The 26789-nt window shown below is 71.0% G+C and carries 22 protein-coding genes; 8 read left to right on the top strand and 14 right to left on the bottom strand.

The features are described 5' to 3' along the window. Positions 1 to 311 precede the first annotated feature (311 nt). Positions 312 to 833: a response regulator gene (locus tag BM393_RS01280; protein WP_175538143.1), complete on the top strand. Its 522-nt coding sequence runs from the start codon at positions 312 to 314 to the stop codon at positions 831 to 833. A gap of 76 nt (positions 834 to 909) precedes the next feature. Here the strand turns inward: BM393_RS01280 and BM393_RS01275 are convergent, their stop codons facing one another. From BM393_RS01275 to BM393_RS01235, 9 genes are all read right to left on the bottom strand, one after another. Further along, entirely contained in the window at positions 910 to 1755 is an 846-nt protein-coding gene (locus BM393_RS01275) for an alpha/beta fold hydrolase (protein ID WP_091720521.1), read from the bottom strand. Next, complete coding sequence (locus BM393_RS01270) at positions 1752 to 2819, bottom strand: branched-chain amino acid ABC transporter permease (protein WP_217648423.1); 1068 nt, start codon at positions 2817 to 2819, stop codon at positions 1752 to 1754. Before BM393_RS01270 ends, BM393_RS01275 begins: the two co-directional genes overlap by 4 nt. 17 nt (positions 2820 to 2836) lie before the next feature. After that, a complete protein-coding gene (locus BM393_RS01265) occupies positions 2837 to 3874 on the bottom strand; it encodes a branched-chain amino acid ABC transporter permease (RefSeq protein WP_091720514.1) in 1038 nt (345 codons plus the stop codon). Next, complete coding sequence (locus BM393_RS01260; RefSeq protein WP_091720511.1) at positions 3871 to 4632, bottom strand: ABC transporter ATP-binding protein; 762 nt, start codon at positions 4630 to 4632, stop codon at positions 3871 to 3873. Before BM393_RS01260 ends, BM393_RS01265 begins: the two co-directional genes overlap by 4 nt. Then, positions 4629 to 5384: an ABC transporter ATP-binding protein gene (locus BM393_RS01255; protein WP_091720508.1), complete on the bottom strand. Its 756-nt coding sequence runs from the start codon at positions 5382 to 5384 to the stop codon at positions 4629 to 4631. Before BM393_RS01255 ends, BM393_RS01260 begins: the two co-directional genes overlap by 4 nt. 27 nt (positions 5385 to 5411) lie before the next feature. Further along, a complete protein-coding gene (locus BM393_RS01250) occupies positions 5412 to 6692 on the bottom strand; it encodes a PHB depolymerase family esterase (RefSeq protein ID WP_091720503.1) in 1281 nt (426 codons plus the stop codon). Between the two features lie 189 nt (positions 6693 to 6881). After that, positions 6882 to 8084, bottom strand: coding sequence for a substrate-binding domain-containing protein (locus BM393_RS01245; protein ID WP_091720499.1), 1203 nt, complete (start codon positions 8082 to 8084; stop codon positions 6882 to 6884). A gap of 219 nt (positions 8085 to 8303) precedes the next feature. After that, positions 8304 to 9947, bottom strand: a complete 1644-nt coding sequence (locus BM393_RS01240) for a methyl-accepting chemotaxis protein (RefSeq protein ID WP_091720496.1) — start codon at positions 9945 to 9947, stop codon at positions 8304 to 8306. Positions 9948 to 10116: 169 nt separating this feature from the next. Then, positions 10117 to 11709: a sigma-54-dependent Fis family transcriptional regulator gene (locus BM393_RS01235; RefSeq protein WP_091720491.1), complete on the bottom strand. Its 1593-nt coding sequence runs from the start codon at positions 11707 to 11709 to the stop codon at positions 10117 to 10119. A 268-nt stretch (positions 11710 to 11977) separates the two neighbouring features. Between BM393_RS01235 and BM393_RS01230 the strand changes: the two genes are divergently transcribed. From BM393_RS01230 to BM393_RS01210, 5 genes are all read left to right on the top strand, one after another. Then, positions 11978 to 13255, top strand: a complete 1278-nt coding sequence (locus BM393_RS01230; protein WP_091720488.1) for a malonyl-CoA decarboxylase domain-containing protein — start codon at positions 11978 to 11980, stop codon at positions 13253 to 13255. A gap of 103 nt (positions 13256 to 13358) precedes the next feature. Continuing rightward, positions 13359 to 14369 (top strand): tripartite tricarboxylate transporter substrate binding protein, encoded by a 1011-nt coding sequence (locus BM393_RS01225; RefSeq protein ID WP_091720485.1) that lies wholly within the window; start codon positions 13359 to 13361, stop codon positions 14367 to 14369. A 29-nt stretch (positions 14370 to 14398) separates the two neighbouring features. Further along, positions 14399 to 15949, top strand: coding sequence for a malonyl-CoA synthase (locus BM393_RS01220; protein WP_091720483.1), 1551 nt, complete (start codon positions 14399 to 14401; stop codon positions 15947 to 15949). A gap of 22 nt (positions 15950 to 15971) precedes the next feature. Next, positions 15972 to 16223, top strand: coding sequence for a cysteine-rich CWC family protein (locus tag BM393_RS01215; RefSeq protein WP_091720480.1), 252 nt, complete (start codon positions 15972 to 15974; stop codon positions 16221 to 16223). A gap of 39 nt (positions 16224 to 16262) precedes the next feature. Beyond that, positions 16263 to 18575, top strand: a complete 2313-nt coding sequence (locus tag BM393_RS01210; RefSeq protein ID WP_091720477.1) for a diguanylate cyclase domain-containing protein — start codon at positions 16263 to 16265, stop codon at positions 18573 to 18575. A 16-nt stretch (positions 18576 to 18591) separates the two neighbouring features. Here the strand turns inward: BM393_RS01210 and BM393_RS01205 are convergent, their stop codons facing one another. From BM393_RS01205 to BM393_RS26335, 4 genes are all read right to left on the bottom strand, one after another. After that, the gene (locus BM393_RS01205; RefSeq protein WP_091720474.1) at positions 18592 to 19170 is read right to left on the bottom strand and encodes a hypothetical protein; all 579 of its coding nucleotides are present in this window, start codon (positions 19168 to 19170) and stop codon (positions 18592 to 18594) included. Positions 19171 to 19222: 52 nt separating this feature from the next. Then, positions 19223 to 20233 (bottom strand): VTT domain-containing protein, encoded by a 1011-nt coding sequence (locus tag BM393_RS01200; protein WP_091720471.1) that lies wholly within the window; start codon positions 20231 to 20233, stop codon positions 19223 to 19225. A gap of 84 nt (positions 20234 to 20317) precedes the next feature. Next, a complete protein-coding gene (locus BM393_RS01195; protein WP_217648367.1) occupies positions 20318 to 21004 on the bottom strand; it encodes a bifunctional 2-polyprenyl-6-hydroxyphenol methylase/3-demethylubiquinol 3-O-methyltransferase UbiG in 687 nt (228 codons plus the stop codon). A 300-nt stretch (positions 21005 to 21304) separates the two neighbouring features. Beyond that, the gene (locus BM393_RS26335; RefSeq protein WP_091720467.1) at positions 21305 to 23296 is read right to left on the bottom strand and encodes a methyl-accepting chemotaxis protein; all 1992 of its coding nucleotides are present in this window, start codon (positions 23294 to 23296) and stop codon (positions 21305 to 21307) included. A 499-nt stretch (positions 23297 to 23795) separates the two neighbouring features. On the opposite strand from BM393_RS26335, the gene BM393_RS25550 reads away from it, so the two are divergent. Together BM393_RS25550 and BM393_RS01180 are read left to right on the top strand one after the other, a co-directional pair. Beyond that, positions 23796 to 24206, top strand: a complete 411-nt coding sequence (locus BM393_RS25550; protein WP_175538127.1) for a hypothetical protein — start codon at positions 23796 to 23798, stop codon at positions 24204 to 24206. A gap of 147 nt (positions 24207 to 24353) precedes the next feature. Continuing rightward, positions 24354 to 24878 carry a hypothetical protein gene (locus BM393_RS01180; protein ID WP_091720463.1) on the top strand — a complete coding sequence of 175 codons (525 nt, stop codon included), beginning with the start codon at positions 24354 to 24356 and terminating at the stop codon, positions 24876 to 24878. Between the two features lie 85 nt (positions 24879 to 24963). Here BM393_RS01180 and BM393_RS01175 read toward each other — a convergent pair whose 3' ends face one another. Beyond that, on the bottom strand, positions 24964 to 26742 hold the full coding sequence (locus BM393_RS01175) for a peptide-N4-asparagine amidase (protein WP_175538142.1): 1779 nt from the start codon (positions 26740 to 26742) through the stop codon (positions 24964 to 24966). Positions 26743 to 26789: the final 47 nt, after the last annotated feature.

Here is a 26789-nt window from a genome sequence, read left to right as displayed (position 1 = left end):
AAAGGCAGTGGGCGATGATTCTAGGGAGGGCGGCCGCCATGAATTGGCAGCAGCCGGCGGGACGCGCGCGAGGCGACCGGCGCGACGCAGTGGTAAGCAATTGAAAACAGAAGACCGTTCAGGAAGCCTTCGCATACCTCTTGTCAAGGCCTCCGACCGATGACTTCCGCACACTTGCTAGTCTTCGGGGGGTGCGGCAACAATGGACCCCGTCGCCGCCGAGCAACACCGACCCCGGTTCGACCTGAATGGCGGGCGACGTTTTTCAGGGAATACCTCGCCTCCCGACCGGAGCGGGGACGACAAGCGACATGGACAGAAACGACGGCCATCCCATTTCCGAGACCACGCTGGTCTTGATGACGTCGGACGCGTCCGCCAAGCCGTCGCCCCCTTCCTCGATGACCGATCCGACGATTTCCGGCCAGCGCCCGGCCCCGGGCGAGCCGTTCGTGCTGCTGGTCGAGGACAACCCGATCAATCAGGTGGTGGCGCTGGAATTCCTGGCGCTGATGGGCTTGAAGACGCAGCTCGCGCGCAATGGCCAGGAAGCGCTGGACCTGTGCGAGCACGCGGCGCCCAGCCTGGTGCTGATGGACATCCAGATGCCGGGCATGGACGGCCTGGAATGCGCGCGCCGGCTGCGGGAGCAGCAGGCGCAGGGCAGGCTGCCGCGCTTTCCGATCCTGGCGCTGACGGCGCACGCGCTGGACAGCGACGTGGCCGACAGCCTGAAGGCCGGCATGGACGAGCACCTGACCAAGCCGCTGGACTTCCTGACGCTGCGCCGGCGCCTGGCGCGCTGGCTCGATTTGCCGCAGCTCAACGACTGACCGAAGCTGACAGTCGCCTTCGGCGGCATCCTCGGCTGGCTGATCAAGCGATGAACGCCATGACGCGCACCGACCGTCAGCCCCCCGCCAGGAAACCCTCAACGATCGCGAAGTGCTCCGGCACGTTCAGTGCGGGCGCGTGCCCGCAACCCGGCACCGTCACCACCTCCGCCCGGGGCCCGCGCACCCGCATCGCCTCGGCCGTCTCCGGCAACAGCAGATCGGAGCTCTCCCCGCGCAGGCACAGCACCGGCAGGCTGAGCGAATCCCATTCGGTCCAGCGCTTGTAATCGTCCGGATGGACGAAGAACTGGCGCACCATCGCCGGGTCGTAGTGCGGCGTCACCCGGCCGTCCGGCAGGCGGCGTGTCGAGGTCTCCGTCAGCCGGCGCCATTGCGCCGCGCTCATCCAGCCGTAGGGCTGGTAGATCTGACGGAAATAGCGCTCCAGCTCGCTCACCGTGTCGAAAGCCGCCGGGTCACCGGCATAAGCGCGGATGCGCTGGATCGCGGGTTCGGCGAGCTCCGGCCCGATGTCGTTCAGCACGAGCCGGCGGATGCGGCCGCGCAACGAGGTCGCCGCCGCCAGCAGCCCGATCGCGCCCCCCATCGACGTGCCCACCCAATGGCAGTTGGCCAGCCCGAGCTGGTCCACCAGCGCCACCGCCAGCTTCACGTAGAAGGCCAGGTGGTATTCGTTGTCCGGGTCCGGGCTCCACTGCGACAACCCTCGCCCGATCGTGTCCGGGCAGATCACGCGATAACGCCCGGACTGCACCAGGTGCGCCGCCAGGTCGTCCATGTCGCGCCCGGTGCGCGCCAGGCCATGCCAGGCGATGACCGGCGCCGCGCCCGGATCGCCCCAGTCCATGTAATGGAGTTCGCGGCCCTCGCAGCGCAGGTAGTTCGACGTCGACTTCAAGTGCTTCTCCTCGCCTGCCGCAGGCGCCCCACCAGGCCGTTCGGGAAGTGGTACACGGCCAGCACGAACAGCACGCCCAGCCACAGCAGCCAGCGCTCCGGCGCGATCAGCTGCGACAGCACCGGCACGCCCTCCACCGCCGACGCGCCGACGCGCATCAGGTCCTGCAGGTAGCTCTGCGCGAGCACGAACAGCGCGCTGCCGATCACCGCGCCGTAGATCGTGCCCATGCCGCCGATCACGACGATCAGCAGGATGTCCAGCATGATCTCGAAGGACAGCGAGGTGTCCGGCCCGTTGTAGCGCAGCCAGATCGCGAGCAGCGCGCCCGCGAGCGTCGCGAACATCGCGGCCAGCAGCGTGGACAGCGTCCGGTAGGTCACCAGGCGGTAGCCGATGGCCTCGGCGCGGAAGTCGTTGTCGCGGATCGCCTGCAGCACCCGCCCGAACGGCGAATTGACGATGCGCAGCAAGGCCAGCACCAGCACCAGCGTCACGACGAACAGCAGGTAGTAGCTCAGCAGCCGGCCGTCGACGGACACGCCGAGGAAGGGCTCCTCCAGGAATTCAGTCGACGGCGACAGCAGCGCGGGCAGGCGGAAGTTCAGGCCGTCCTCGCCGCCGGTGAAGTCCGACAGCTGCGACGCCAGGCCCTGGAAGGCCGCGGCGACGGCCAGGGTGATCATCGCGAAGAAGATCGCCTTGACCCGCAGCGAGAACAGGCCGATGACCAGCGCCAGCAGCAGCGACAGCCCCAGCGCGCCGCCGATGCCGATCGCCAGCGCCGTGAAGCCCGGCTCCAGTCGCGTGCTCGCGATGGCCACGCCGTAGGCGCCGATGCCGAAGAACATCGTGTGGGCGAAGCTGACGATGCCGGTGTAGCCCAGCAGCAGGTCGTAGCTGCCGACCAGCACGATGAACACGAGGATCTTGGCCGCCACGTTGAGCGCCTTCGTGCCGGGGAACACGAAGGGCGTCAGCGCCAGCGCCAGCACCGTGAGCAGCAGCAGCGCCGCCAGCACGCGGCTGCGCGGCAGGTCGTGGGACAGCAGGGATCGGATCAGGGACATGAGGGATCCGCTCAACGGCGGCTGACCGGATAGAGGCCCTGCGGCCGCCACAGCAGCACGGCGACCATCAGCGCGATGTTGGAGAACAGCGCCGCCTTGGGCGCCAGGAAGCCGCAGTAGTTGGCCATCAGCCCCACCAGCAGCGCGCCGGCGAAGCAGCCCAGCGTCGAGCCCAGCCCGCCGATGATGATGACGATGAAGATCAGCGTGTTGACCTGCGCCCCGATCTGCGGGATCACGCTCTGCTGGTACAGCCCCCACAGCACGCCGCCCAGCCCCGCCAGACCGGAACCCGCGACGAACACGGCGACGAACAGCCGCCGGATGCGGTAGCCCAGGCTCTCCACCATCTCGCGGTCCTGCACGCCGGCGCGGATCAGCAGGCCCAGCTTGGTCCGGTTCAGCAGCCACAGCAGGCCTGCGAAGACCAGCAGCCCCACGACGACGGCCAGCAGCCGGAACTTCTCGACCGCCACGTCGCCGACGATGAGCGCGCCGCGCAGCGACTCGGGCGGCTGCAGCGGGATCATCTGCGGCCCCCAGACGAGCTTGATCAGTTCCTCGCCGATGATCATCCCGCCCATCGTGATCAGGATCTGCTTCAGGTGCATGCCGTAGACCGGCCGCACCAGCACCCGCTCGAACACCAGCCCGAGCGCCGCCGCGCTGACGATGCCCGCCAGGGCCGCCACGGCGACCGCGCCCAGGTTCGCGGCCAGCGAGGGGCTCGCGACGAACCCGCCCATCGCGCCCATCACCGTCGTCGCCACGAAGGCGCCCAGCGCGATGAACACGCCGTGGCCGAAGTTCAGCACGTCCATCAGGCCGAAGACCAGGGTCAGTCCCGAGGCGATGACGAAGACGATCAGGCCCATCGCCAACCCGGCGATCGTCAGCGTCGCCCAGCTCGACGCCGACCCGATCAGCGGCAGCGCGCCCAGCGCGAGCGCCGCGATCAGCAGCAGCGGGACCCGGTCGAAGCGCGCCTGCGGCACCGCGCCGGTCGCCGGCGACGGCGCGGCGGAGGATGGAGTCGAGAAGCCGCTCATTGGTGCGCCGCCAGCGACAGGCCCAGCAGGCGCTGCTGCAGCGCCTCGTCGGCCGCCAGCTCGGCCATGCGTCCGGCGTGCACGACGCGGCCGTCGTCCATCACCGCGACCCCATCGCCCAGCGCCTGCGCGACCATGAAGTTCTGCTCGACCAGCAGCACCGTCGTGCGCGCGCCGTCACGGCCGCGCTTGATCTCCTGCAGCGCCTCGATCAGGTTGCGGATGATGGCCGGCGCCAGGCCCTTGGTCGGCTCGTCGATCAGCAGCAGCCGTCGCGGCTCCACCATCGCGCGCGCGATCGCCAGCATCTGCTTCTGCCCACCGCTGAGCTTGCCAGCCGGATACAGCCAGAACTTGCGCAGCGCCGGGAACAGGCCGAAGAGCCAGTCCAGCCGCGCGGTGTCCAGCTCGTCCAGCGAGCGCGCCCCGCGCGCGGCCAGCAACAGGTTCTCGCGCACCGTCAGGTCGCCGAAGATGCCCATGTTCTCCGGCACGTAGGCGATGTCCAGGCGCGCGATCTCCGGCGTCGGCAGCGCCTGGATCGGTCGCCCGTCCAACAGCACACGACCGGCGCCCGCGCGCCACAGCCCCATCACGGTGCGCAGCGTCGTCGTCTTGCCGGCGCCATTGCGGCCCAGCAGCATCGTGACCTCGCCCTCGCGCGCCGCGAGGTCGACGCCATGCAGGATGTGATAAGCGCCGATGTGCGTGTGCACGCCCTCCAGCCGCAGCAGCGCGCGATCGGTGGCGGCGCTCATGCGGCCTCCGGCATCGCCAGGCCCAGGTAGGCGTTCTGGACCACCGGCGAGGCGATCACCGCCGCCGGCTCGCCGTCCGCCACCAGTTGCCCGTTGTGCAGCACGACGATGCGGTCGGCCAGCTCGCGCACCACATCCATCTTGTGCTCGACCAGCAGGATCGTGTGGGTCCCCTCCGCCTTCAGCGCGCGGATCAGGTCCAGGATCACCGGCACCTCGTCGACGCTCATGCCGGCGGTGGGTTCATCGAACAGGTAGACCTTGGGCCGCAGCGCCATCAGCATCGCCACCTCCAGCTTGCGCTGGTCGCCGTGCGGCAGGCTGGCGGCCGGCGCGTCGGCGCGATGCCCCAGACGGACGCGCTCGACGATGGCCTGCGCCTCGTCCAGCAGCTCCCGGTGGTGCAGCCAGACCGACAGCATCCGCAGCCCCTCGCCGCGGCGCGACTGCACGGCGAGCCGCACGTTCTCCCGCACGCTCAACGTCGGGAACAGCTGCGTCAGCTGGAAGGCCCGCCCCAGCCCGCGCCGGGTGCGCAGCGGCGCGGCCATGCGCGTCAGGTCCTCGCCGTCGAGCAGCACGCGCCCGGCGCTCGCGCCGAGCTGGCCCGAGATCAGGTTGAAGTAGGTCGTCTTGCCGGCGCCGTTGGGCCCGACGATGGCGGTCAGCGTGCCCGGATGGAAGGCGCAGCTGACGCGGTCCACCGCCGTGTGGCCGCCGAAGCGGATGGTGAGGTCGCGGGTCTCGAGCATGCGTGCAGGGGGTGGCTGGCCGGCGCCTCAGGGGCAGGTGCCGATCACGTAGTAGTTGGGCGCGGTTCGCTTCAGCGTCGTCGTGGCGTAGATGTTCCACAGGCCCATGGCCTGGTTGGAGCCATTCGCGTAGGTCAGGCCGTACAGCGCGTAGGCGCGGCCGGAGACGGTGTGGGTGTAGTTCGACGAGGTGAAGCAGACCGGCGCCGGCGTGCCCGGATCGCCGGGGTCGCCGGGATCGCCGCCCGACACCTGGTCCACCATCGCCTTGATCGCGGCGACCTGCGTCCCGGCCTTCTGCGCGAAGTTGGAGCCGTACCAGCCCACCCAGTCCCAGCAGCCGTTGGGATTGGGCAGCAGGCCGCTGGCGGCCGTCGAGCGCGCGATGTTGTCCACCCGGGTCTGCGGGAACAGCACGACGATGCTGTTGGTGTCGGCCCAGCGCGAGAAGCCGGTGTTCCTCACGAACTTGTCGCCGATGGTCGCGTAGTTCTGCTGGCAGCCATGCAGCGCGACATGCAGCTTGCAGGACTGGCCCGCCGCGCAGTTGGCCGGGATGTAGGCCCAGCCGCTGGTGGCCAGGCCGGGGTTGGTGCTGAACGCGGTCTGGTCGAACTCGACGTAGTTCGCCGCGGCCGGGCTGTCGTTGCGCGCGTTGAGCGGGCCGTACAGCTGCGTCAGCACGGCCTTGGCGCCGTCGTAGCCGCAGTTGGCGATGTAGGGCGAGGCGCTGGTGCCGCAGCTGGTGTTGCCGCTCGCGTCGAAGTCGGTGGGCAGCACGTGCGCGGTGCCGCTGCGCTGCACGTAGGAGAGGTTGGCCGCCGCCACGCCGTTGTCGAGGTACTGCGTCTGCACGGCGTTCATCGGATTGGGCCCGACGGTTGCGTCGCTGGTGCCGACGAACAGGTAGACCTTCTGCGCGGCCACGTTGCTCTTGGCGTCGATCGCGGTGCCGCTCCAGTTGTTGAGGTCGGCCTGCATCGTGCTCAGCGCCGATGCCGGGATCGTCGCGTTGTACATGCAGGCCGTGTAGTTGCTGTGGCCGGCGCACATGTAGGGCCCGCCGGCGAAGACGCCCACGCCCTTGAAGGTCGATGAATGCGCGTAGCCGAGCTGGTTGGCCATGAAGCCGCCCGACGACAGCCCCGAGACGGTGATCTTCGTCTTGTCGATGTTGAGCGCCGGCAGCGGCGCCGCCGCCTGCGCGGCGCCCGCCGCGGCCAAGGCCAGCGTGACCGCCAGGGCGAAGGCCGGCGCGGCGGGCGCCAGCGCCCGGATCGTGGAACCACGGACTGCGGAAGACTTCATGGAAACCTCCTGGACGTCGGGGACGGTGGTGGGTCGCCGGGCCGCGCCGCGACCGGTCGCCACGGGTTGGCGACCAGATCGCGAGCCAGTCGCGGGCGGTGGCGATTCGGCTGCGGCGCTCATGCGCCGGGGATCGGTGGACGGGCGAGGGCCGCGGGAACTTGCAGGACCGGCCGCCCCCGCCACCGGTCAACGCGCGTTGCGGATGGGGATGGCCATCTCCTCCGGCTTGATCTCGCGCACCAGCTCGGGCACGCCCCAGGCGAAGGCGGGATCGACCTTGATCCTGAAGTGATACATCGACTGCATCGCCTGGTGGTCTTCCGCGCGGAAGGTCATGCGGCCCTTGGGCGTCTCGAAGCTCATGCCCTCCATCGCCTTGATGAGCTTCTGGGTCGTCGTGTCGCCGCCGGTCTTCTTGAGCGCCTCCACCACCGCGATCGCGGCGCTCATGCCGCCGGCGGTGAAGAAGTCGGGCGGCGACTGGAAGCGCTTGTAGTGGTTGGCCACCAGCCACTCGTTGACCGGGTTCTTCGGGATGCCGAAGTAGTAGTAGGTCGCGCCCTCCATGCCGGGCAGCGACTTGTAGGCGGCCATCGCCGGCAGGATGTTGCCGCCGGTGGCGATCTCGATGCCGTAGCGCTTGAGGTCGAGGTCGGCGATCTTGAACGGGTTCCCGGCGCCGGCCCAGATGATGAAGATCACCTTGCGACCGGGCTGGTCCTTGAGCTTGTCGATCAGGCGCTGCGCGCCCGCGGTGAAGTCGGTGGTCGTCGTGGGCAGGTATTCCTCATGGACGACCCTGGCCTTCTTGATCGCGTCCTTGAAGGCCTTCACGCCGTCACGGCCGAAGGCGTAGTCCTGGGCCAGCGTCGCGATGACGGTGCCCGGCCGGTCCAGCGCCACCGCATTGGAGATCGCGTCCTGCGAGCTGTTGCGGCCGGTCCGGAAGATGTACTTGTTCCACTTGTCGCCGGTGATCGAATCGGCGACGGCCGGCTCGACCAGCAGGATCTTCTTGTACTCCTCGGCCACCGGCAGCAGCGCGAGCGCCACGCCCGACGAGGACGGGCCCACGGCCAGGTCCGCCTTGTCGTCGCCGTAGGCCGCCGCCAGCTGGCTCTTGCCGACGTCCGGCTTGCCCTGGTCGTCCTTCTCCAGGACGACCAGCTTGCGGCCGGCGACCGTCATCGTGCCGCCGGTCGCGTAGTCCAGGCCCATCAGGAAGCCGGTCTGCGTCTGCTTGCCGTAGGCCTCGAGCGGGCCGGTGCGGCTGTAGACGTGGGCGATACGGATCTCCTTGCCTTGCGCGAACGCGGGAAGGCTCGCGCCGAAGGCGGCGCTCAGCGCCAGGGCCGCGCCAGCGGTGGCGCGGATGAAGCCAGGGGTCATGGGCCGGGTCTCCTGTGGGGCGGACCGGTCGTGCGCCGGTCTCGTGCCCCTCCTTCGCAAGGCCCGTGCCGTGCGGGAGAACCCTCGGATTCACCGCACCCATGGCCACGCCACCGTCCGGACTCCAGACAGTGGCGTGCGGTGGCGAACACAAGCCTGTCCGGACTCCAGACGCTGTGTCCGGAGTCCAGGCGGTGCGCGCGGCCCGGCCGCGCGGGCTCAGGTGCGGAAGGTCGCGACCTGCGCGTTGAGCAGGCGGGCCTGCTGCTGCAGCGATTCGGCCGCGGCGGCGGTCTGCTCGACCAGCGCCGCGTTCTGCTGCGTCATGTCGTCCAGGTGGGCGACGGCCTGGTTGATCTGCGCGAGGCCGTCGGACTGGCCCGCGCTGGACTGGCTGATCTCGGCGACGGTGCCGCTGACCTGCTGCACCGACTGCAGGATCTGGCCCATCGCCTCGCCGGCGCGGCCGACCTGGGCGCTGCCGGCGTCGACGCGCGAGACGGAATCATTAATCAGCGCCTTGATCTCCTTGGCGGCGTTGGCGCTGCGCTGCGCGAGCGCCCGCACCTCGCTGGCGACGACCGCGAAGCCGCGGCCCTGTTCGCCGGCACGCGCGGCTTCGACCGCGGCGTTCAGCGCCAGGATGTTGGTCTGGAAGGCCACGCCGTCGATGACCGAGATGATGTCGGAGATCTTGCGGCTGGCGCCGGCGATGCCGTCCATGGTCTGCACCACCTCGCCCATCACGTCGGCGCCGAGCTTGGCCCGGTCCGCCGCGCCGATGGCGAGCTGGTTGGTCTGGTGCGCCGCCTGCGCGGAGTTCGTCACCTGCTGGGTCAGCTCCTGCATCGAGGCCGCCGTCTGCTGCAGGCTGGAGGCCGCCTGCTCGCTGCGCTGCGACAGGTCCTGGCTGCCCATGGCCACTTCCTGCGAGGCATGCTGGATCGAGTCGGTGGCGTCGCGGATCGCGCGCACCAGGTCGCTGAGCCGGACCTGCATCGCCGCCACCTGCGTGAGCACCACGCCGATCTCGTCGCTGCCGGCCGCCTGGTTGCCAAGCACCTGGGCGCGCAGGTCGCCGTTGGCCACGGCCTCGACGACTTCACGCATCTGGTCGAGCCGGCGCTTGAGGCCGCGCGCGAACCACTCGACCGCCACCATCGCGGCGATGCCCACCGCGATCACCAGCGTCAGCGCGATCGTCGCGTCGCGGCGCGCGATCGCGGAGACATCGTCGATGTAGACGCCCGAGCCGATGACCCAGCCCCAGGGCTTGAAGCCGGCGACGTAGGAGCGCTTGGGCTCGGGATCCTTGGCGCCGGGCTTGGGCCAGAGGTAGTCGACGAAGCCGCTGCCCTGGCTCTTGACCGTGTCGACGAAGGCGACGAACAGCTTCAGGCCGTTCGGGTCCTTGTTGCCGGACAGGTCCTTGTCGTTGAGCTCCGGCTTGATCGGGTGCATGACCATCTTGGGGCTCATGTCGTTGATCCAGAGGTACTCGTTGCCGGAGTAGCGGATCTTGCCGATCTCGGCCGCCGCCTGCTTGCGGGCCTCGGCCTCGGTCAGGCCGCCGGCGCCGACGCGGTCAAAGTAGCGCTTGGCGATCTGCTCGGCGTTCTTGACCTGCTCCACCGTCGTGATCATCTTCACGTCCAGCAGGCTCATCGCCGACCGGTGGCTGAGCCACATCACCAGCACCACGAAGCCGACCACCGCCGCGAGCACCGCGACGCGCAGCTTGGTCGCCAGCGTCCAGGCCCGGCGCGGCGCGGGCCGCGCGGATCCCGTGGCGCCCGCGGAGGACTCGGCGGCAGTGGACGCGGCCGCATGGAAGCCGGGCGCGGGCGTGGTCAGCGTGTTCATGAGGTCTCCTGGGCGGGCCGGTGCGTCCGGTCGTCGTTGTGTTCCCTGCCCTGCAATATGCGCATGCGCCCCGCGCGCGGCAAGCCCTCGAACCCTCGATGAAGCCCATGAACACGGCCCAAACGTGACGATGTGGCGCCGGGCTCGCGCCGGGGTGCAGGCGTACGCGTCAGCCTGAAGCCAGTTCCGGGTACTTGGCGAGCTTCTCGTAGAGCGTGGCGCGGGAGATCGCCAACAGGCGCGCCGCCGCCATGCGGTTGCCGTTGGTGCGGCGCAGCGCCTGCGCGATGGCGGCACGCTCCAGCTCGGCCTTGCGGGCCGGCAGCGTCGCGGCGGGACCGGACGCCGCCATCGACGCCGGCATGAACGCCCCGTCCTCGATCCGGTCGTGCGCCCAGGTCGCTTGTGGCTCGCCACCCGGCGTCCGGTGGAAGGCCGTCGCCGCCGGCGAGCCCGCCGGGGGCTCGGGCATCGCGGCGATCCCGCGCGCGAGCCCCGCGCCCAGCGGGCATGGCATCGGCACGCCGGGATCCCTCAGGCCGAAGTGGCGCGGCTCCAGCTGCGCCTCGTCGCTCATCAGGAAGGCCTGCTCCAGCGCGTTGCGCAGTTCGCGGACATTGCCCGGCCACGGCCGCGCCGTCAGCGCGCGCAGCGCCGCGGGGGTCAGCGTCTTCGGCGCCAGCCCGCCGCGGCGGGCGATGTCCTCGAGCAGCACCTCGACCAGCGATTCGATGTCCTCGGCCCGCTCGCGCAGCGACGGCAGGCGGATCGGCAGCACATGGAGCCGGTAGAACAGGTCGGCACGGAATTCCCCGCGCCGCACCATGGCCTCGAGGTCGCGGCTGGTGGCGGCGATGACGCGCACGTCGACCTTGACCACCTCGTTGCTGCCCAGCGGCTCGAGCTCCTGCTCCTGCAGCACGCGCAGCAGCTTGGCCTGCAAGGCGGGCGGCATGTCGCCGATCTCGTCGAGGAAGAGCGTGCCGCCATCGGCCAGCCGGAACTTGCCGTCGCGTCCCTTGCGCTCGGCGCCGGTGTACGCGCCGGGCGCGACGCCGAAGAACTCGGCCTCCAGCAGCGTCTCCGGCACGGCGGCGATGTTGACCGACACCAGCGGCTTGCCCGCCCGCCGCGAGGCGGCGTGGATCGCATGCGCCAGCAGCTCCTTGCCGGTGCCGGTCTCGCCCAGCAGCAGCACCGTCGCATCGGCCTGCGCGACGCGGCGCGCCTGCCGCTTGACCTCGACCGCCGCGGGGCTCGCGCCGACGAAGTCGATGATGCGGTGCTTGGGCCGGCGGTTGCGCGACTGCTCGGCGGCCAGCTGGCGGCGGGTCTCGTCGAGCTCCGCCTGGAGGCAGGCGAACTTGTTCATCAGCGGCTGCATCGTCGTCTCGGGATGGTCGAGCAGCACCATGCCCATCGCGCCGATCACCTCGCCGCCCGGGCCGCGCAGCGGCAGCCGGCTGACGAGGAAGGTGCCCGCCTTGTTGGTCAGCAGGTCCACCAGGATGGGCTGGCCGGTGTCGATGACCTGCGCCATCAGCGTGTTGGGCACGACCTCCTCGACGCGGCGGCCGACGAACTCGGACTCGTCGCGGAAGCCCAGCGCCGGCAGGAAGCGCTTGTAGCCCTCGCTGATCCAGACGACGCGGTGCGCGCGGTTCACCACCATCGCGCCCTGGGCCGTGCTGGCCAGCACGTCGAACATCGACTGCGCCGCCAGCCGCAACACCGCGTCGGCATCCTGCGGAATGTCGTTCATGGCTTGTCTCCTTGGCTGCACCCAGGCCGCTCCTGGGCGAAGCGTCCGGGCCCTGTCCGGGGCCCTGTCCGGGGCCGTGTTCGGGGCCGTTTCCGGGGCCGTGTCCGGGTCGAGCCGCCACCGCGCGGGGCCGCCTCGGATCTGATGCGAGGCAATGTAGCAGCCGGCCCGGCGGTGCGAGGGCCATCCCACCCGCACGCCCGCCCTGGGGATTCCCTGAGGCGGCGGCCTGCCCGCGTCGCGGCCGATCCAGCTATAAACCGCCCTCATGGCCATCGTGGACTCCTGGACTTCGGCGCGCGCGGCAAGGCAGGTGCTGGCCTTGGCGCGCAAGCTCCTGTCCGAGCGCGGCCAGGCCAACAGCCTGGGCCTGGCGCAGGACCTGATCGGCCGCATGGGCGCGCTGGCCGCGCCCGCCTGGCCGGCCGTCTTCGACAAGCTGGCCGCCGATTTCAATCCCGAGCCGGCCGCCGTGCTGCGCGCCGCGCAGGCCTACGCCGACGCGCCCGGCACCGAGACGCTGCGCGCGCTCACCGAGCTCAGCGAGCCGCCCCGGCAGGAGCTGTTCCGGCGCCTGAACCGGGCGCCGGGCGGCACCGGCACCCTGGTGCGGATGCGGCGCCGGCTGCTGGAGGGCCTCAAGGCCCATCCCGACTGGCGCATGGTCGACGCCGACCTGCTGCACCTGCTGTCCTCCTGGTTCAACCCAGGCTTCCTGGAGATGCGGCAGGTGGACTGGAACTCGCCCGCGCGGCTGCTGGAGCAGGTCATCCACCACGAGGCGGTGCATGCGATCGATGGCTGGGACGACCTGCGCCGGCGCCTGCTGCCGGACCGGCGGCTGTTCGCCTTCTTCCATCCGCAGCTGCCCAGCGAGCCGCTGATCTTCGTCGAGGTCGCGCTGCTGGCGGACATGCCGGACGCGATCGCGCCGCTGATCGCCAAGCGCGCCGAGCCGCTGCCGGCCAGCAGCTACAAGACCGCCGTCTTCTACTCGATCAGCAACTGCGAGCCGGGCCTGCGCGGCGTGTCGCTGGGCAACTTCCTGATCAAGCGCGTCGCCGAGCACCTCAAGCGCGAGCTGCCGCGGATCAAGCAGTTCTGCACGCTGTCGCCGCTGCCCGGCTTCGCCGCCTGGCTGCAGGGCCTGTCGTCGCTGGAGGAGCTGGCGGGCCTCAAGCCGGCGCAGCGCGAGCGCGCCGCGCAGGCGCTCGAGCGCCTGCGGCACCACACGGCCGCGGCGCTCGCGGGGCCGGCCGCGCTCGAGGACGAGGCGCTGCAGGCCGACCTGCGCCAGCTCGCCGCCGTCTACCTGATCGGCCAGACGCCGCTGCCCGGCGGCGATCCGGTCGCGCGCTTCCACCTGGACAACGGCGCGCGGCTCGAGCGCCTGAACCCCGGGGGCGACCGCTCCGCCAAGGGGCTGAAACAGTCGCACGGGATGATGGTCAATTACCTGTACGACCTGGACCGGATCGAGGAGCACCACGAAGCCTTCATCCAAGGGGAGATCGCCACCGCGCGCGCCGTCAGCGGACTGCTGTGAGCCGGCGCCGCGCCGTCCCCCACCGATGCCACATCCCGATTTCCCCCCATCGCCTGCCCTTCATCACGACACCAACGCCCGCAGAGGCCCAGAGGAGACCGCCATGACTTCGACTTCCCCGTCCCGCCGCCGCGTGCTCGGCGCCGCCACCCTGGCCGCCGTCGGCGCGGGCGCCTTCGGTGCCGCGTTCGCGCCGTCGGCCTTCGCGCAGGGCGCCTGGCCGAGCCGGCCGGTCACCATCGTCGTGCCCTTCCCAGCCGGCGGCGGCACCGACGCCTTCGCGCGGCCGCTGACCGCGGTGCTGACCAAGCAGACCGGCAAGCAGTTCATCATCGACAACAAGGGCGGTGCCGGCGGCACCGTCGGCGCGACGCTCGCCTCGAAGGCCGCGCCCGACGGCTACACCTTCTTCATGGGCGCGGTCCACCACGCGATCGCGCCGGCCATGTATCCGAAGCTCGAGTACAAGCTGGAGGAGGACTTCGTCCCCGTCGGCCTGGTTTCCAGCGTGCCGCAGGTGATCGTGATCAACCCGGGCAAGGTCCAGGCGACCGACGTGAAGGGCCTGCTGGACCTGCTGAAGAAGAACCCCGGCAAGCTGAACTACGGCTCGGCCGGCAACGGCACCTCGCACCACCTGGCGGGCGAGCTCTTCAAGCTGCAGACGCAGACCTTCATCACCCACATTCCCTACCGCGGCGCCGGTCCGGCGCTGCAGGACCTGATGGCGGGCCAGGTCGACCTGATGTTCGACGGCCTGGGCTCGTCGGCGGCCCACATCCGCGGCGGCCGCATCAAGGCGCTGGCGGTGGCCTCGGCCAAACGCGCGCCCGGTTTCCCCGACATCCCCAGCGCCGTCGAGGCCGGCATTCCGCAATACCAAGTCTCGACCTGGTACGGCCTGTGGGCGCCCAAGGGCACGCCCAAGGAGGCGGTCGCCGCGATGCAGGCCGAGCTGCGCAAGGCCTTCGCCACCGAGGAGCTCAAGACGATCTGGACCGGCCTGGGCACCGAGATGCCCAACCTCTACGGCGACGCCTTCGGCAAGTACGTGCATGGCGAGGTGGTGCGCTGGGCCGACGTGGTCAAGCGCTCCGGTGCGAAACTGGATTGATGCTTCCTGCCTGACTCCCGCCGACGGACATGACACCCAACGCCAATCTCTTCGCGGCACTGCGCGCGAACTTCTCCGACGACCTGGACGCCTGCGCCATCGAACTGGCCGACGGCCCCGATGCCGGCCAGCGCTACAGCTGGCGCGACATCGACCGCGCCACGGCGATGATCGCCAACCTGCTGGACTCGCTGGACCTGCCCGCCGGCAGCCGCGTCGCGGTGCAGACCGAGAAGAGCGTCGAGGCGCTGCTGCTCTACCTCGCGGTGCTGCGCGCCGGTTATGTCTACCTGCCGCTGAACACCGGCTACCAGGCGGCCGAGCTCGAGTACTTCATCGGCAACGCGGAACCGGCCGTGGTGGTCTGCGCGGGCAAGCACTTCGGCTGGATCAGCAAGCTGGCCTTCCAGGCCAAGGTGCCCTGGGTGTTCACCCTCAACGAGGACCGCAGCGGCACGCTGCTGGACCGCGCGGTGCAGATGCCCGACAGCCACCAGGTGGCGGCGAAGCAGCCGGACGACCTGGCCGCCATCCTCTACACCAGCGGCACGACCGGGCGCAGCAAGGGCGCGATGCTCAGCCACGGCAACCTGCTGTCCAACGCCGAGGTGCTGCGCCATGCCTGGGGCTGGCAGGCGGACGACGTGCTGATCCATGCGCTGCCGATCTTCCATGTGCACGGCCTGTTCGTCGCGTCGCACGGCGCGCTGCTGGCCGGCGCGCGCATGCTCTGGTTCAACCGCTTCGAGCCGCGCGCCGTCATCGCGCGCCTGTCCGACGCGACGCTGTTCATGGGCGTGCCGACGCTGTACGTGCGCCTGCTCGAGCAGGCCACGCTGACCGCGGACGCCTGCGCGCGGATGCGGCTCTTCATCAGCGGCTCGGCGCCGCTGCTGATCGAGACTTTCCAGGAATGGCAGCGCCGCACCGGCCACACCATCCTGGAGCGCTACGGCATGAGCGAGACCGTCATGCTGACCTCCAACCCCTACCGGGCCGAGGACGGCCCGCGCCGCGGCGGCACGGTGGGCTTCCCCTTGCCGGGCGTCGGCCTGCGCGTCGTCGATGACGCCGGCGCGCCCTGCCCCAGCACCGGCGAGGGCGAGATCGGCCACATCCAGGTCCGCGGGCCGAATGTCTTCGCCGGCTACTGGCGCATGCCGGAGAAGACGAAGGAGGAGTTCACCGCCGACGGCTGGTTCAAGACCGGCGACGTCGGCCGCCGCGACGAGCAGGGCTACGTGACGATCGTCGGCCGCAGCAAGGACCTGATCATCAGCGGCGGCTACAACGTCTACCCGGCCGAGATCGAGGGCTGGCTCAACGAATTGCCGGGCGTGGCCGAGTCCGCGGTGGTGGGCGTGCCGCACCCGGACTTCGGCGAGGGCGTGATCGCGGTGGTCGTGCCGCGCGCCGGCGCCGCGCTGGACGGCGCGACCCTGATCGCGTCGCTGAAGGACCGCATCGCCGGGTTCAAGGTCCCCAAGCGGGTGTTCGTCGAGACCGAGCTGCCGCGCAACGCGATGGGCAAGGTGCAGAAGAACCTGCTGCGGGACCGGCATCGGGCGCTGTTCGGCTGACATCGGCCGACAATCCCGCCCCATGAGCACGCCCCCACCGCTCCCCGACAACACCGCCTGCCCGCGCTGCGGCGGCGGTTTCCATTGCGGTGTCGAGGACGGCTGGTGCGCGTGCTTCGGCACGCGCCTGGGGGAGGAACTGAAGCGCGACCTGGCGGCGCGCTGGCCCGGGCAATGCCTGTGCCTGAAATGCCTCGCGGAACTGGCTCGCGACGACCCCGGCAGCCATGTGCCGGACGGGCCCCGAACAGGGCCGCCGGTGCCCCCTTTCTGAGCGTTTGAACCCCGGCGCCGCGCGTCCAAAATGCCGCGGATGGCTCCCTCCCTGTTCAGCCAGTCGGTCGCCGAGCGCCTGCGGATGCGGCGCCTGCTGGTCTACGGCCCTTTCCTCGCGCTGGGCCTGGTGCTGGTGGTGATGTGGGCGCTGGTGCTGTGGTTCGCGCTGCTGTATCCGCGCTCGCTGGTCGAGGACCTCCAGCAGGACCTGCATGCGATCGCCCTCAACGCCGCGCAGGACACCGAGCAGCTGCTGCGCGAGACCGAGGGCAGCCTGCGCACGCTGGACCTGCTGCTGATGACGCGCCGCAACGAGCGGCAGGACCTGGACGCGACGGTGTCGCTGCTGGCCGACTCGCTGCGCGACAACTCGCGCGGCCTGACCGACGTGATGCTGGCCAGCCCCGAGGGCCGCCTGTGGCGCATCCCCTCGGTGACCGGTGAGCCTTACGTGGACCTCGGCCCCAAGAGCTTCCTGTCGGAACTGGGCCGGCCCGGCGGGCCCAGCGTCATCGTCGGCGCGCCGCTGCGGCTGCGACCGGGTGCCCACTTCGTGATGCCGATGGCCACCCGGCTGAGCGCGCCCGCCGGCCCCTTCACCGCCACCGTCGGCTTCATTGATTTGGAAGCGCTGCTGCGCAGCTACCGCGCGCGCTCGATGCGCTCGGGCATGGCCGTGCTGCTGGAACGCGACGACGGCATCGCGATGGCGCGCTGGCCGGAGGTGCCGGGACTGATCGGCAGCAACCTGCGCGAGGTGCCCGGCGACGAGGTGGTGCCGCCCAACCCGCCGGCGAGCGGCCAGTTCATCGTGACCCGCAGCCCCGCCGACGGCCGCGAGCGCATCGTCTCCTACCGCGTGCTGCAGGACTATCCGCTGCGCCTGTTCGTCTCCTTCGAGCGCGACCGCATCCTCGCCGGCTACCTGCAGCAGCGCCGCGCGGTGCTGGTCTTCTCGGTCGTCATCAGCGCCATCGCGGTCGGGCTGATGGCCTGGTTCACCCGGCTGCAGCAGCGCGCGCGGCTGCGCGAGGCGGAGAGCGAGGCCACCGCCGACGCCTCGCCGATGGGGCTGTTCCGCTGCGACCTCGGCGGCCGCACCGTCTACGCCAACGAGACCTACCTGCGTCTGCTGGAGGTCGACCGCGACGCGCTCGCCTGGGGCTGGCTGGAGCGGCTGCCGGCGGCCGAGCGCGAGCCCACGCGCGCGCAATGGGCGGCGCTGGTCGCGCGCGGCGAGCCGGTGGACCGCGTGCACCAGCTCATCCGCCGCGATGGCAGCGCGCTGCTGGTGCGGCTGCGGATGCGGCCAATGCGGCTGGGCGACCGCATCGTCGCCCATGCCGGCACCCTCGCCGACATCAGCGCCGAGCTGGCCGCACGCCGCGAGCGCGAACGCAGCCAGGCCGTCATGGGCGCGATGGCGCAGAGCGTCAACGTCATGATGTTGGCCGTCGACACCGACGAACGGGTGCTGTTCTGCAACAAGGCCTTCGAGCGCCGCTTCGACATCCCGGAGCGGTCCTGGCTGGGCCGGCATGCGTCCGAGGTTTTCGACGAGCTCTACCCGGCGGTGCAGCCGCTGATCCAGCGCGCTTTCGCGGGCGAGACCAGCGTGGTGGAGATGCGCGACGACGACGGCGTCAGCCGGCCCATGCCGCTGGACGGCGACGATCGCGGCGAGACCCGCTACGTCGAGCTCACCTATGCGCCGCTGCTCAACGACGACGGCACCATCCTCGGCGCCTACGGCGTGGCGCGCGACGTGACTGACGTGAAGCAGGAACAGCTGCGACTGCTGCGCGCCTCCAACACCGACCCGCTGACCGAACTGCTCAACCGGGCCGGCTTCGCGTCGCAGGTGCACGCCGCGCTGGGCCGGGCGGTCGACCGCGACGAGCTGGTGGCGCTGCTCTACCTGGACCTGGACCGCTTCAAGCCGGTCAACGACGAGCACGGCCATCCGGTCGGCGACGCGCTGCTCAAGGCTGTCGCCGGGCGGCTGCGGCATGCGCTGCGGCCGCAGGACCTGGTCGCCCGCCTCGGCGGCGACGAATTCGCGGTGTTCCTGACCCACGTCGCCCGGCCCGTCGACGCGCAGGTGGTCGCCGACAAGCTGGTGCATGCGCTGACGATGCCGTTCCGCATCGGGGCGCTGGAGCTCCACATCGGCACGAGCGTCGGTTTCTGCGTTGAATGGGCCCGGCAGGCCGACATCGACGACCTCGTCACCCGCGCCGACGAGGCGCTCTACCGCGCCAAGCGCGCGGGCCGGGGACGGTCCAACGGCAGCCTCTGCGCCGACCGGCTCGGGCCGTCCGGCGAGACGCCGCCCGCAAGCCGGGGCTGACCGCCGAGGAGCGGGCTCAGCCGCATTGGCCGAAGTCGGAGGGATCGCGGCCGTTCAGGCCCGCCGTCGGCGTCGCGGCGCCGTGTTTCAGGCGCATCAGCGTCATCTGCAGCACCTTGGCGTCGGCGCTGGCGCGGTGACGGCGCAATTGCGCCTCGGCGCGTACTTCCTGCTGCACCGCGTTCCAGCGGCCGGCCTCGTCCTCGGACAGCAGCCGGCGTAGGTCCTCGAGACGGAAGCGCGGCAGCCGCCCGGCGCTGTCGAAGAGCTTGGACAGCCAGCTGTAGTCGTGGCCCCAGCTGTCCGAATAGACCGTCTGCCCGGCCAGGCGCCGGTTGAGTTCGTCCGCGACCCACTCGCGCGGCCGGCCATGACGCAGCAGCAGCTCGCGGGAGATGCCGTGCAGCGCCTCGGCCTGCTCGTCCCAGTGCGACCACTCGGGCGCCGGCTGGATCAGCGAGCAGAACGGCAGCCCGCCCGGCTCGACGAAGCCGATCTCGATCGGATAGCTGCCGCGACCGAAGCCCGAGGCTTCCAGATCGAGGATGGTCGGCGCGAGCACCGGGACGGCGGCAGGCAGGGCAGCGACGGTCATGGGGGCGAGTATGCAAGCGGCGCGCCAGCCCCGGCCGTCGTCCCTCCTCAGATCAGGGGACAGCCGGCGCGGCGGTCGGCGCGGACGAGGACGGCGGGTCGACCGCATCGCCGTCGCCGCTGTCGCCGCGATCCCGGCCGCGGCGGCGCTGCAGCGCATGCCAGCCGTCCAGGCCGCCGTCCAGCGCCAGCACCCGCGCATGGCCGCGCTGGAGCAGCTCGTGGGCGCCCTGCACCGCGGAAATCTCGTTCGGGCAGTTGCAATAAAGGACCAGCAGGCGGTCATGGGGCAGCTGGTCGGCGTAGTCGGGCAGGCGCGTCAGCGGGATGTTGAGCGCGCCGGGCAGCGTGCGCGGATCGGCGGCGCGACCGGGGTCGCTGCGCACGTCGATGAACAGCGGCGCCATGTCCTGGTCGACCAGCGCGGCGGCGTCCTCGACGCTGATGCGTTCGACCTCACCCTGCAGCCGCGCCATCTGGCGGCGACGGCGCCAGCGGTTGCCCACCAGCAGCAACAGCACCGCGCCGAGCGCCGCCAGCGCCAGCAGGCCGGCGTTGGACAGCGCGTCCAGCACGTCCTGGATCTGGTCGCTGAAGACCAGGCCCAGGCCGAGGAAACACAGCGTCCACACCAGGCCGGCGACGGCGTCGTAGGCGACGAAGCGCCGCCAGCCCATGCCCAGCGCGCCGGCCATCGGCGCGGCGACCACCGAGATGCCGGGCAGGAACTTGGCCGCCAGCAGCGAGCTGCCGCCCCAGCGCGCGATCAGGCTCTCGCTCTGGCGCACGCAGACGTCCGGCGACAGCGAGACGCGGCACAGCAGCCGCAGCACGCGGTGGCCATGGGTGCGCCCGGCGATGAACCAGATCGCGTCGCCCAGCACGTTGGCCAGCACCGCGGCCACGACCAGCGACAGCGCCGACAGCCGCCCCGCCGCCGCCAGCCCCCCGGCCACCACCAGCAGCGGCGCCGCCGGCAGCGGCGCGCCGATGCGCGCGGCCAGCGTCACGAGGAAGACGAGCAGGAAGTCGTGCTGGATCAGCAGATCGATCAGGGCGCGCATGCGGCGCATTGTCGCGGCTGGCGAGGACTCCGGTCGGCGGTGGGGCGATTGGGCGATAGCGCGAACGCCGCGCGCCCCGCCGGCTCAGGACGCCAGCCGCTGCGGCGCCGGCCGGGCGACGAAGGCGAACTGCACGTACTTCGTCTCCTCCAGCTGCCGCCCGAACAGCCGGAAGGCCAGCCGCCGCTTGATCGACGGCGTGTACCACTGCTCGTTGATGCCCTGCACGCTGAGCACCTCGTAGCCGCACTCGTCGAACATCCTCATCGCGCTGGTGCGAGTGAAGAAGCGCAGGTGGGTGCGGTCGCGGACGCCGCAGCGCTCGTAGCGGAAGTCGCGGTCGTGCAGCAGCGGCCAGATCGTGTCCAGGTGCAGCAGGTTGGGCAGCGAGGCCAGGACCACGCCGCCGGGCGCCAGCAGCGGCGCGGCGTGGTTCAGCGCGGCCCAAGGGTCGGACATGTGCTCGAGCACGTCGTTGAAGACGATGGCGTGGAAATGCGCCTCGGGCAGCGGCAGCGTCGGGTCGAAGTAACCTTGCAGCACGCGGTCCAGGTGCTGGCCGGCGCGCTCGGCGGCGCCGGCGTCGGGCTCCACGCCCCAGACCTCGGTGCCGGGGCGCGCCGTCTTGACCGCCTCGCCGAACGCGCCGGTGTTGCAGCCGACGTCGAGCACCCGCAGGCAGTCCGGCGGCAGGAAGGCCAGCATCTCGCGCCGGGCGATGTGGGGGTAATCGATGCGGACCAGCGGACTGGCGGAATGGGCGGCCGGCATGGGCGTCTCCTCGGCGGCAGGCACCGCGGCGGTGCGGGCAGCATAGTCACGCCCGGCCGCCGACGGCATCCTTTGCTTTCGGGACAGGAAAGTCCCGAGGCGCTAACGGCTCTCGGGCCGGTGCCTGCGGGGCTGCAACTCGCGGGCCGGTGCCTGCGGGGCTGCAACTCGCGGGCCGCTGCATGCGGGGCTGCAACTCGCGGGCTGCGGCTCACGCCGAGCATGGTCGCGCTCGCCTGAGAGGTCGCAGAGCCGGCCGCGATCGCTCTGGCTCGCGCCACGCGAGGGCGGGCTCGCCGGTCAGAAGCTCGTCCAGTCGTCGTCACCGGCGAGGACCGGCTCGGCGATCTTGCGAGAGGCCGGTCTCGTCGGCACCACCAGCAACTCGGGCGCCGGCGCGCCCCGTCTCGCCGGGGTCGCCGTGGCGGCCACGACACGGATGACCGCGTTCGCCGCCGCCACGGGTGCGGGTGCAGGTGCGGAGGCGGGCTTGCGTGGCACCCACGACGTCACCGGGGCTGCCCGTGCCGGCTCGGCGCGCGGGTTGTCGCGGCGCAACGCGGGCGCCGGCGACGTGATGGCCGCAGGACGGCTCGCCTCGATAGCTCGCGGCATCTGCATCGCCTGCGGGAACTGGTGGCCAAGCCGCACTTGGCGGTCCTGCCAGGCCGGCTTTTCCTGCCCGTCCCGCTGCACTGCCTGCACGGGCTGCGCGGAGAGCGGCGACTGCCCATCGGTGCGGAACACCGCGACCGCGCCGACCATGTCGATCGCCTGGCGCTTCATGCTGTCCGCCGCGGCGGCGCTCTCCTCGACCATCGCGGCGTTCTGCTGCGTGGCGCGGTCCATCTGCGTGATGGCTTCACCAATCTGGGCGACGCCGGCGCTCTGCTCGACGCTGGCGGCGCTGATCTCGCCGACGATGTCCGACACCTGCCGGATCGCGCCGACCACCTCGGTCATCGTGGCGCCGGCCTGGTCGACCAGCCCGCTGCCCAACTCGACGCGGGCGACGCTGTCGCCGATGAGCTGCTTGATCTCCTTGGCGGCACCGGCCGAGCGGCTCGCCAGGCTGCGGACCTCGGCGGCGACGACGGCGAAGCCGCGGCCCTGCTCGCCGGCGCGGGCGGCCTCGACCGCGGCGTTGAGGGCCAGGATGTTGGTCTGGAACGCGATGCCGTCGATGACGCCGATGATGTCGGCGATGCGGCGGCTGCTCTCGTGGATGCCACGCATCGTGTCGACCACCTGGCCCACGACCTCGCCGCCGCGGGTCGCGACCTCGCTGGCCTCGCGCGCCCGCTGGTTGGCCTGCTGGGCGTTGTCGGCGTTCTGGCGCACCGTGGCGCTGAGCTGCTCCATCGAGGCGGCGGTCTCCTCGAGCGCCGCGGCCTGTTCCTCGGTCCGCGACGACAGGTCGTTGTTGCCCTGCGCGATGCGGGTGCTGGCGTCGGCGATCTGCTCGGCGGAGCCCCGCACCTGGCCGATCAGCGCGAGCAGTTGACCCTGCATCGCCCCCATCGAGGCGAGCACGCTGGCCGCCGGCGCTTGCGCGGCGCCTTCGACCGGACGCAGGTCGCCGTCGGCGATGCGGCGGGCGGCGTCGGCCAGTTGCGCCGGCTCGGTGCCGAGCGCGCTCATCAGGCGGCGCGTGATCAGCCAGCCCAGGCCGCAGGCGGCCGCCACGGCGGCGAGGCTGAGCAGCGTCAGCCACCAGCGCTGCGCCTGGTACTGGGCGGTGGACGCGGCGATCTCCTCGTCGGCCGCACGGGCGGCGAAGTCGACGTACTCGCGTGTGGCGGCCAGCAGCGCCGCCAGCAGCGGGCGGCAGTCACGGGTCATGGCGGTCATCGCCTCGTCGCGCCGGCCGGAGGACGCCAGCTCGACGATGTTCGCCGCGACCGGGCCATAACGCCCCTCCACCTCCAGGAGACGCGCGACCAACTCGCGTTCGCGGGGGCTGGCTTCGGGCGCGGCGGCCACCGCGTCCTTGAGCTTGCGCAGGTGCTCGCCGATCGCCGAGTGGGCGTCGAGGGCCATCTTTCGGGCGGACTCGACGTCCGCCGCCTCCTTGACGATCACCATGTCCCGCACGCCGATGGCGCGGCGGTTGGCGGCGATGCGCACGTCGACGGCCATCGATTCCCGCTCATCGATGCCGTGCACGAACCCGGCGAACCGTGCATCCGCGGCGGCGAGGCCTCGCAGCGCGACGGCGCTGACCAGCATCACCACCGCGACCAGCGCGGCGAAGGCGAACGACAGCTGCTTCTTGATGGAAAGACCATTCATGGATCTGCTCTTGAGACAAACGGCGCGAAGAAGGCGCGGGCGGCTGCGGTGGGCGGCCGATCAGTCTGGCGGCATGGGTTGGATGAAATGATATTTTTGAAATCACTTCTGCCGATACCACCACTTCGGACGAGCGTGACGCAGTACGGAAGGGGTGGAAACCGGCCCCGCGAACGGGGGGAGGAGCGTCGTGATCGGTGTCACGCCTCGGGGGGATCGGGAATCCCGGCTTCCTATCAAGACCCTCGTCCTGGGTGTCGTTCAGGGCGGAGCGGGGGCGGGGCGGAAGTGGTCCTGACACGGGGATCGTGAGGGGGTTGGCAGGCGCGAAACGAGCGTCCGTGCCGCTGCGCTACGATCGCCCGATAGACCGTGAGCCTGTCATCCCGAAGTCTTCGCCTGGTTTTCCTCCGACGGACGCCGTGCAAGCCCTCGCCTTGATTGCTTGGCGACTCTGTTCGCGCCGCATGTCGCGGCGCGACACGCGCGGAGGTGTTCCATGCCTGTCCCCCAAACCCTCGACGAGCTCCGGGTGTCGTTGCGCCAAAGTGTCGATGCCCTGCAAAGACGCCAGGCCAGCGAGATCCCCGAACAGCTGATCGACCGGCTGGTGGATCTGGACTGGCTGGAATGGCATGGTGGCAATTTGCGTCTCACGACCACCGGGGCCAACATCCACCGTCAGGAGATCGTCCGCGTTCGCGCCCTCGCCGAGTCGTCCTCAGGCTCCTCGATCACCCCCAACCTCACGGAGGCCACCATCGCTACCCCGAACTACCAGTACGAGAAACGTCAACGCGAACTCGCCAAGAAAAAGAAGAAGGAAGAGAAGGCCCAGCGCAAGGCCGCTGGCTCGCCGCCCGCGCCTGCATCGGAGACCCCCGACGGCGAGAAGCCCGGCCCGGCCTGAGCGCCACGGTCCTTTTGGTGAGCTAGTTCGCGTTGCCGACGGCATCGCGAGCGGCCGTTAGGAATTGGTGCTGACTCGCGGTGGGGGGTCTGGGATCCTCCGCCGCCTATGTCCACGTCCCGCCTGGCCTCCCTCAGAGGCGTCGCCTTGCTCGCGGCGCCCTTCCGCCGCATGGCCCGGCTCCTTTCGACCGACGTGCGCCTGGAGCGCAAGGGCCGGCGTATCGGCATCCGCGTGGCGGCCCCTCCGCCCGAACCCTCGCCGCCGGACAGCAGCGCCCTCGAGGCGCAGAAGTCCACCGGCATGGCGCTCAAGAAACTGCTCGACACGCATCGCCAGACACGGCGGGTGATGCGTCATCTCGGCTACGTCGAGCGCGCGCTGGCGGCCCGTGGCCAGGAAGCGCTGAACGATCTGCCGGTGGAAGTGATCGCGAAGGCGCTGAAGCAGTTCGAAGCCCTCGTCAGCAACTGGTCCGATCCCGTGCTCGCGGGCCTGCGGTCGCAGATGGCGGTGGCGGTGCTGCGCCGGTCCGACGATCCCTTCGGTGGACCGGTGTCCGACCGACGCTCCGAGTTCTACACGGATTCGCGGCTGGAAGTCAGGGATGACTCGCCGTCGGCGTTCATGGAGTTCGAGCGCGCGTTCCACGGCAAGGACCTGCGCTCCTGAGAGCGCCGGCCGGCGCGACGCGACACCGGCCAGAGGCGCCTTCGCCGCCCGCCCCCAGCGTCGGCCGGGAGCGGGCATTTGTGCCTCAAGGCTCCGAGATGCGGCCCAGCAGCGCCTGCGCCGGCGCGCCATCCGGCTGGGCCAGCCAGTTCAGGCGGTTGCCGCCCGTGCAGCCCGCGCCGTCCTGGAAGGAGGCGAGCACATTGGCCGCCGTCACCACGCTGCGCTGGTAGCAACTGCCCAGGCTGTCTTCGTAGGTGACGGTCTGGCTGCCCTCCTCGCCCCCACGCTGCGCGGGACCGCCGGTGCTGCTGAAGAGGAGCGCCGATTTGACGGCCAGCGTGTTCCTGAACGCGCTGTGGAAGGCATCGCCCCCGTTCACCGTGCGGGACACGTCGGTGCGGAAGTCCTGCGCGGCCGTGGCGTCCTGCCGGTTCTTGTCGCCGTCATAGGTGTAGTCCATGTCCAGCGGGTAGCTCAACGCGATCCGGTCGACGGTCCGGCGGCCGCTGCCCTCCGTCGTGACGGTGGCCGTGCTGGTGGTCCTCTGCGTCAGCGCTTGGCGGTAGATGGCGCCTGCGATATTGAATTTCTGCTGGTTGCTGAACGTGAGGTCGTGCTGCACGGTCGTGGTGACGCGACCGCTGGAGGTGTTGACGTAGCCCGTGACCGCATAGCTGTGAGCCGCCGTCACCCCCAGCGTGCCGCCGACACTGCTGTCGGCGGCCGTGGTGATGCCGTTGCTCGTGACGGGGGGCGTCAGCGCCGCGCTCGCCAGCGTGTTGCTGCTCAGGGCCCCGCCGGTCTGGCTCGCGGCGGCGTCCTGGTAGACCAGCAGACTGCCGACGACCGCGAAGTGATCCTGCGCGCCCTGCACGGAGATGGCCACGGTGTGCGGCGTGCCATCGCTCAGCGCACCGGCGAAGGGGGTGAGGTCCACGCGCGAGGGGACGAAGGACAGCGTCTCCGCGCCTGGCGTCGGCCGCCACAGGCCCGGATCGACGCCGCCGGTATAGACCCGCGGCACCACCGGCGCCAGGCCGGCCGGCTGCCCGTCGATGCGGACCAGCACCTCGCGGAAGCTGCCGCCGCCGCAACTCTGCAGGACCTGCGCCTGGTCGTCGGGCACGCAGGTGTACCAGAACTCGTCGCCCCCCTGGCTCTCCGCCTGAACGTCCAGGTAGAGGCGCACCATGTTCGTGGGCAGCGACATCGTGCGCTGCAGCGCATCCGCCGCGGACTTGAGATTGGCCGGGTCGCCCGTCTTCAGGTCGCCCGCCAGCGGGATCACGAGGTCCGCGGCCCGATTGCTGGCCGCATCGGCCGAGCTGCCCGCCGGATAGAAGACCAGTCGCGCCGAGCCCGTCAGCAAGCCGGTGTAGGTCGTGTCGACAACGTTGTCCAGACGCACGAAACCATCGGCCGAGGCGGTCAGGGCCTTGGCGTAGTCGGTGACGTCACGCTCGACATGCCAGCTCGGCGCCACGTTGGCCGAGGGCTCCTGCGTGGTGCCGGCGTAGAGGTTGATGCCGCCGATGGAGATCAGGGCGGTACGGTCGAACTGGCGGCCGGCGTTGACGGCGAAGTCCGCTTCCAGCACCACCTTGGCCCAGGGACCGGGGCAGGCGCCCGCGCCGGCATAGGCGAAGGAGTGGGCGTCGAAGCCCTGGAAGCTCATGCCGTCATACAGCTTGACCGTGCAGGCCGCGGTCGTCGGCCGCGGCAGCGGCGCATCGGCGACGACGACACCAGCGGCGCTCGCGGCCGGCGCGAACGCCGCCACGGCCACCAGATCGCCCGGGGGCGGGGCGGCGGCGTCGCGGCCACCGCCGCAGGCGCTGAGCAGACACAAGGGCGCGCACATGGCGAGTACGTGCAGGAACCGGCGCTGCCGGGGCGCTCGAAGCGCCG

It is taken from the genome of Mitsuaria sp. PDC51 (assembly GCF_900113225.1).
Classification (GTDB): domain Bacteria; phylum Pseudomonadota; class Gammaproteobacteria; order Burkholderiales; family Burkholderiaceae_C; genus Roseateles.
The sequence above is the reverse complement of the archived record's forward strand: the minus strand, read 5'-3'. Positions and strand labels throughout refer to the sequence as shown.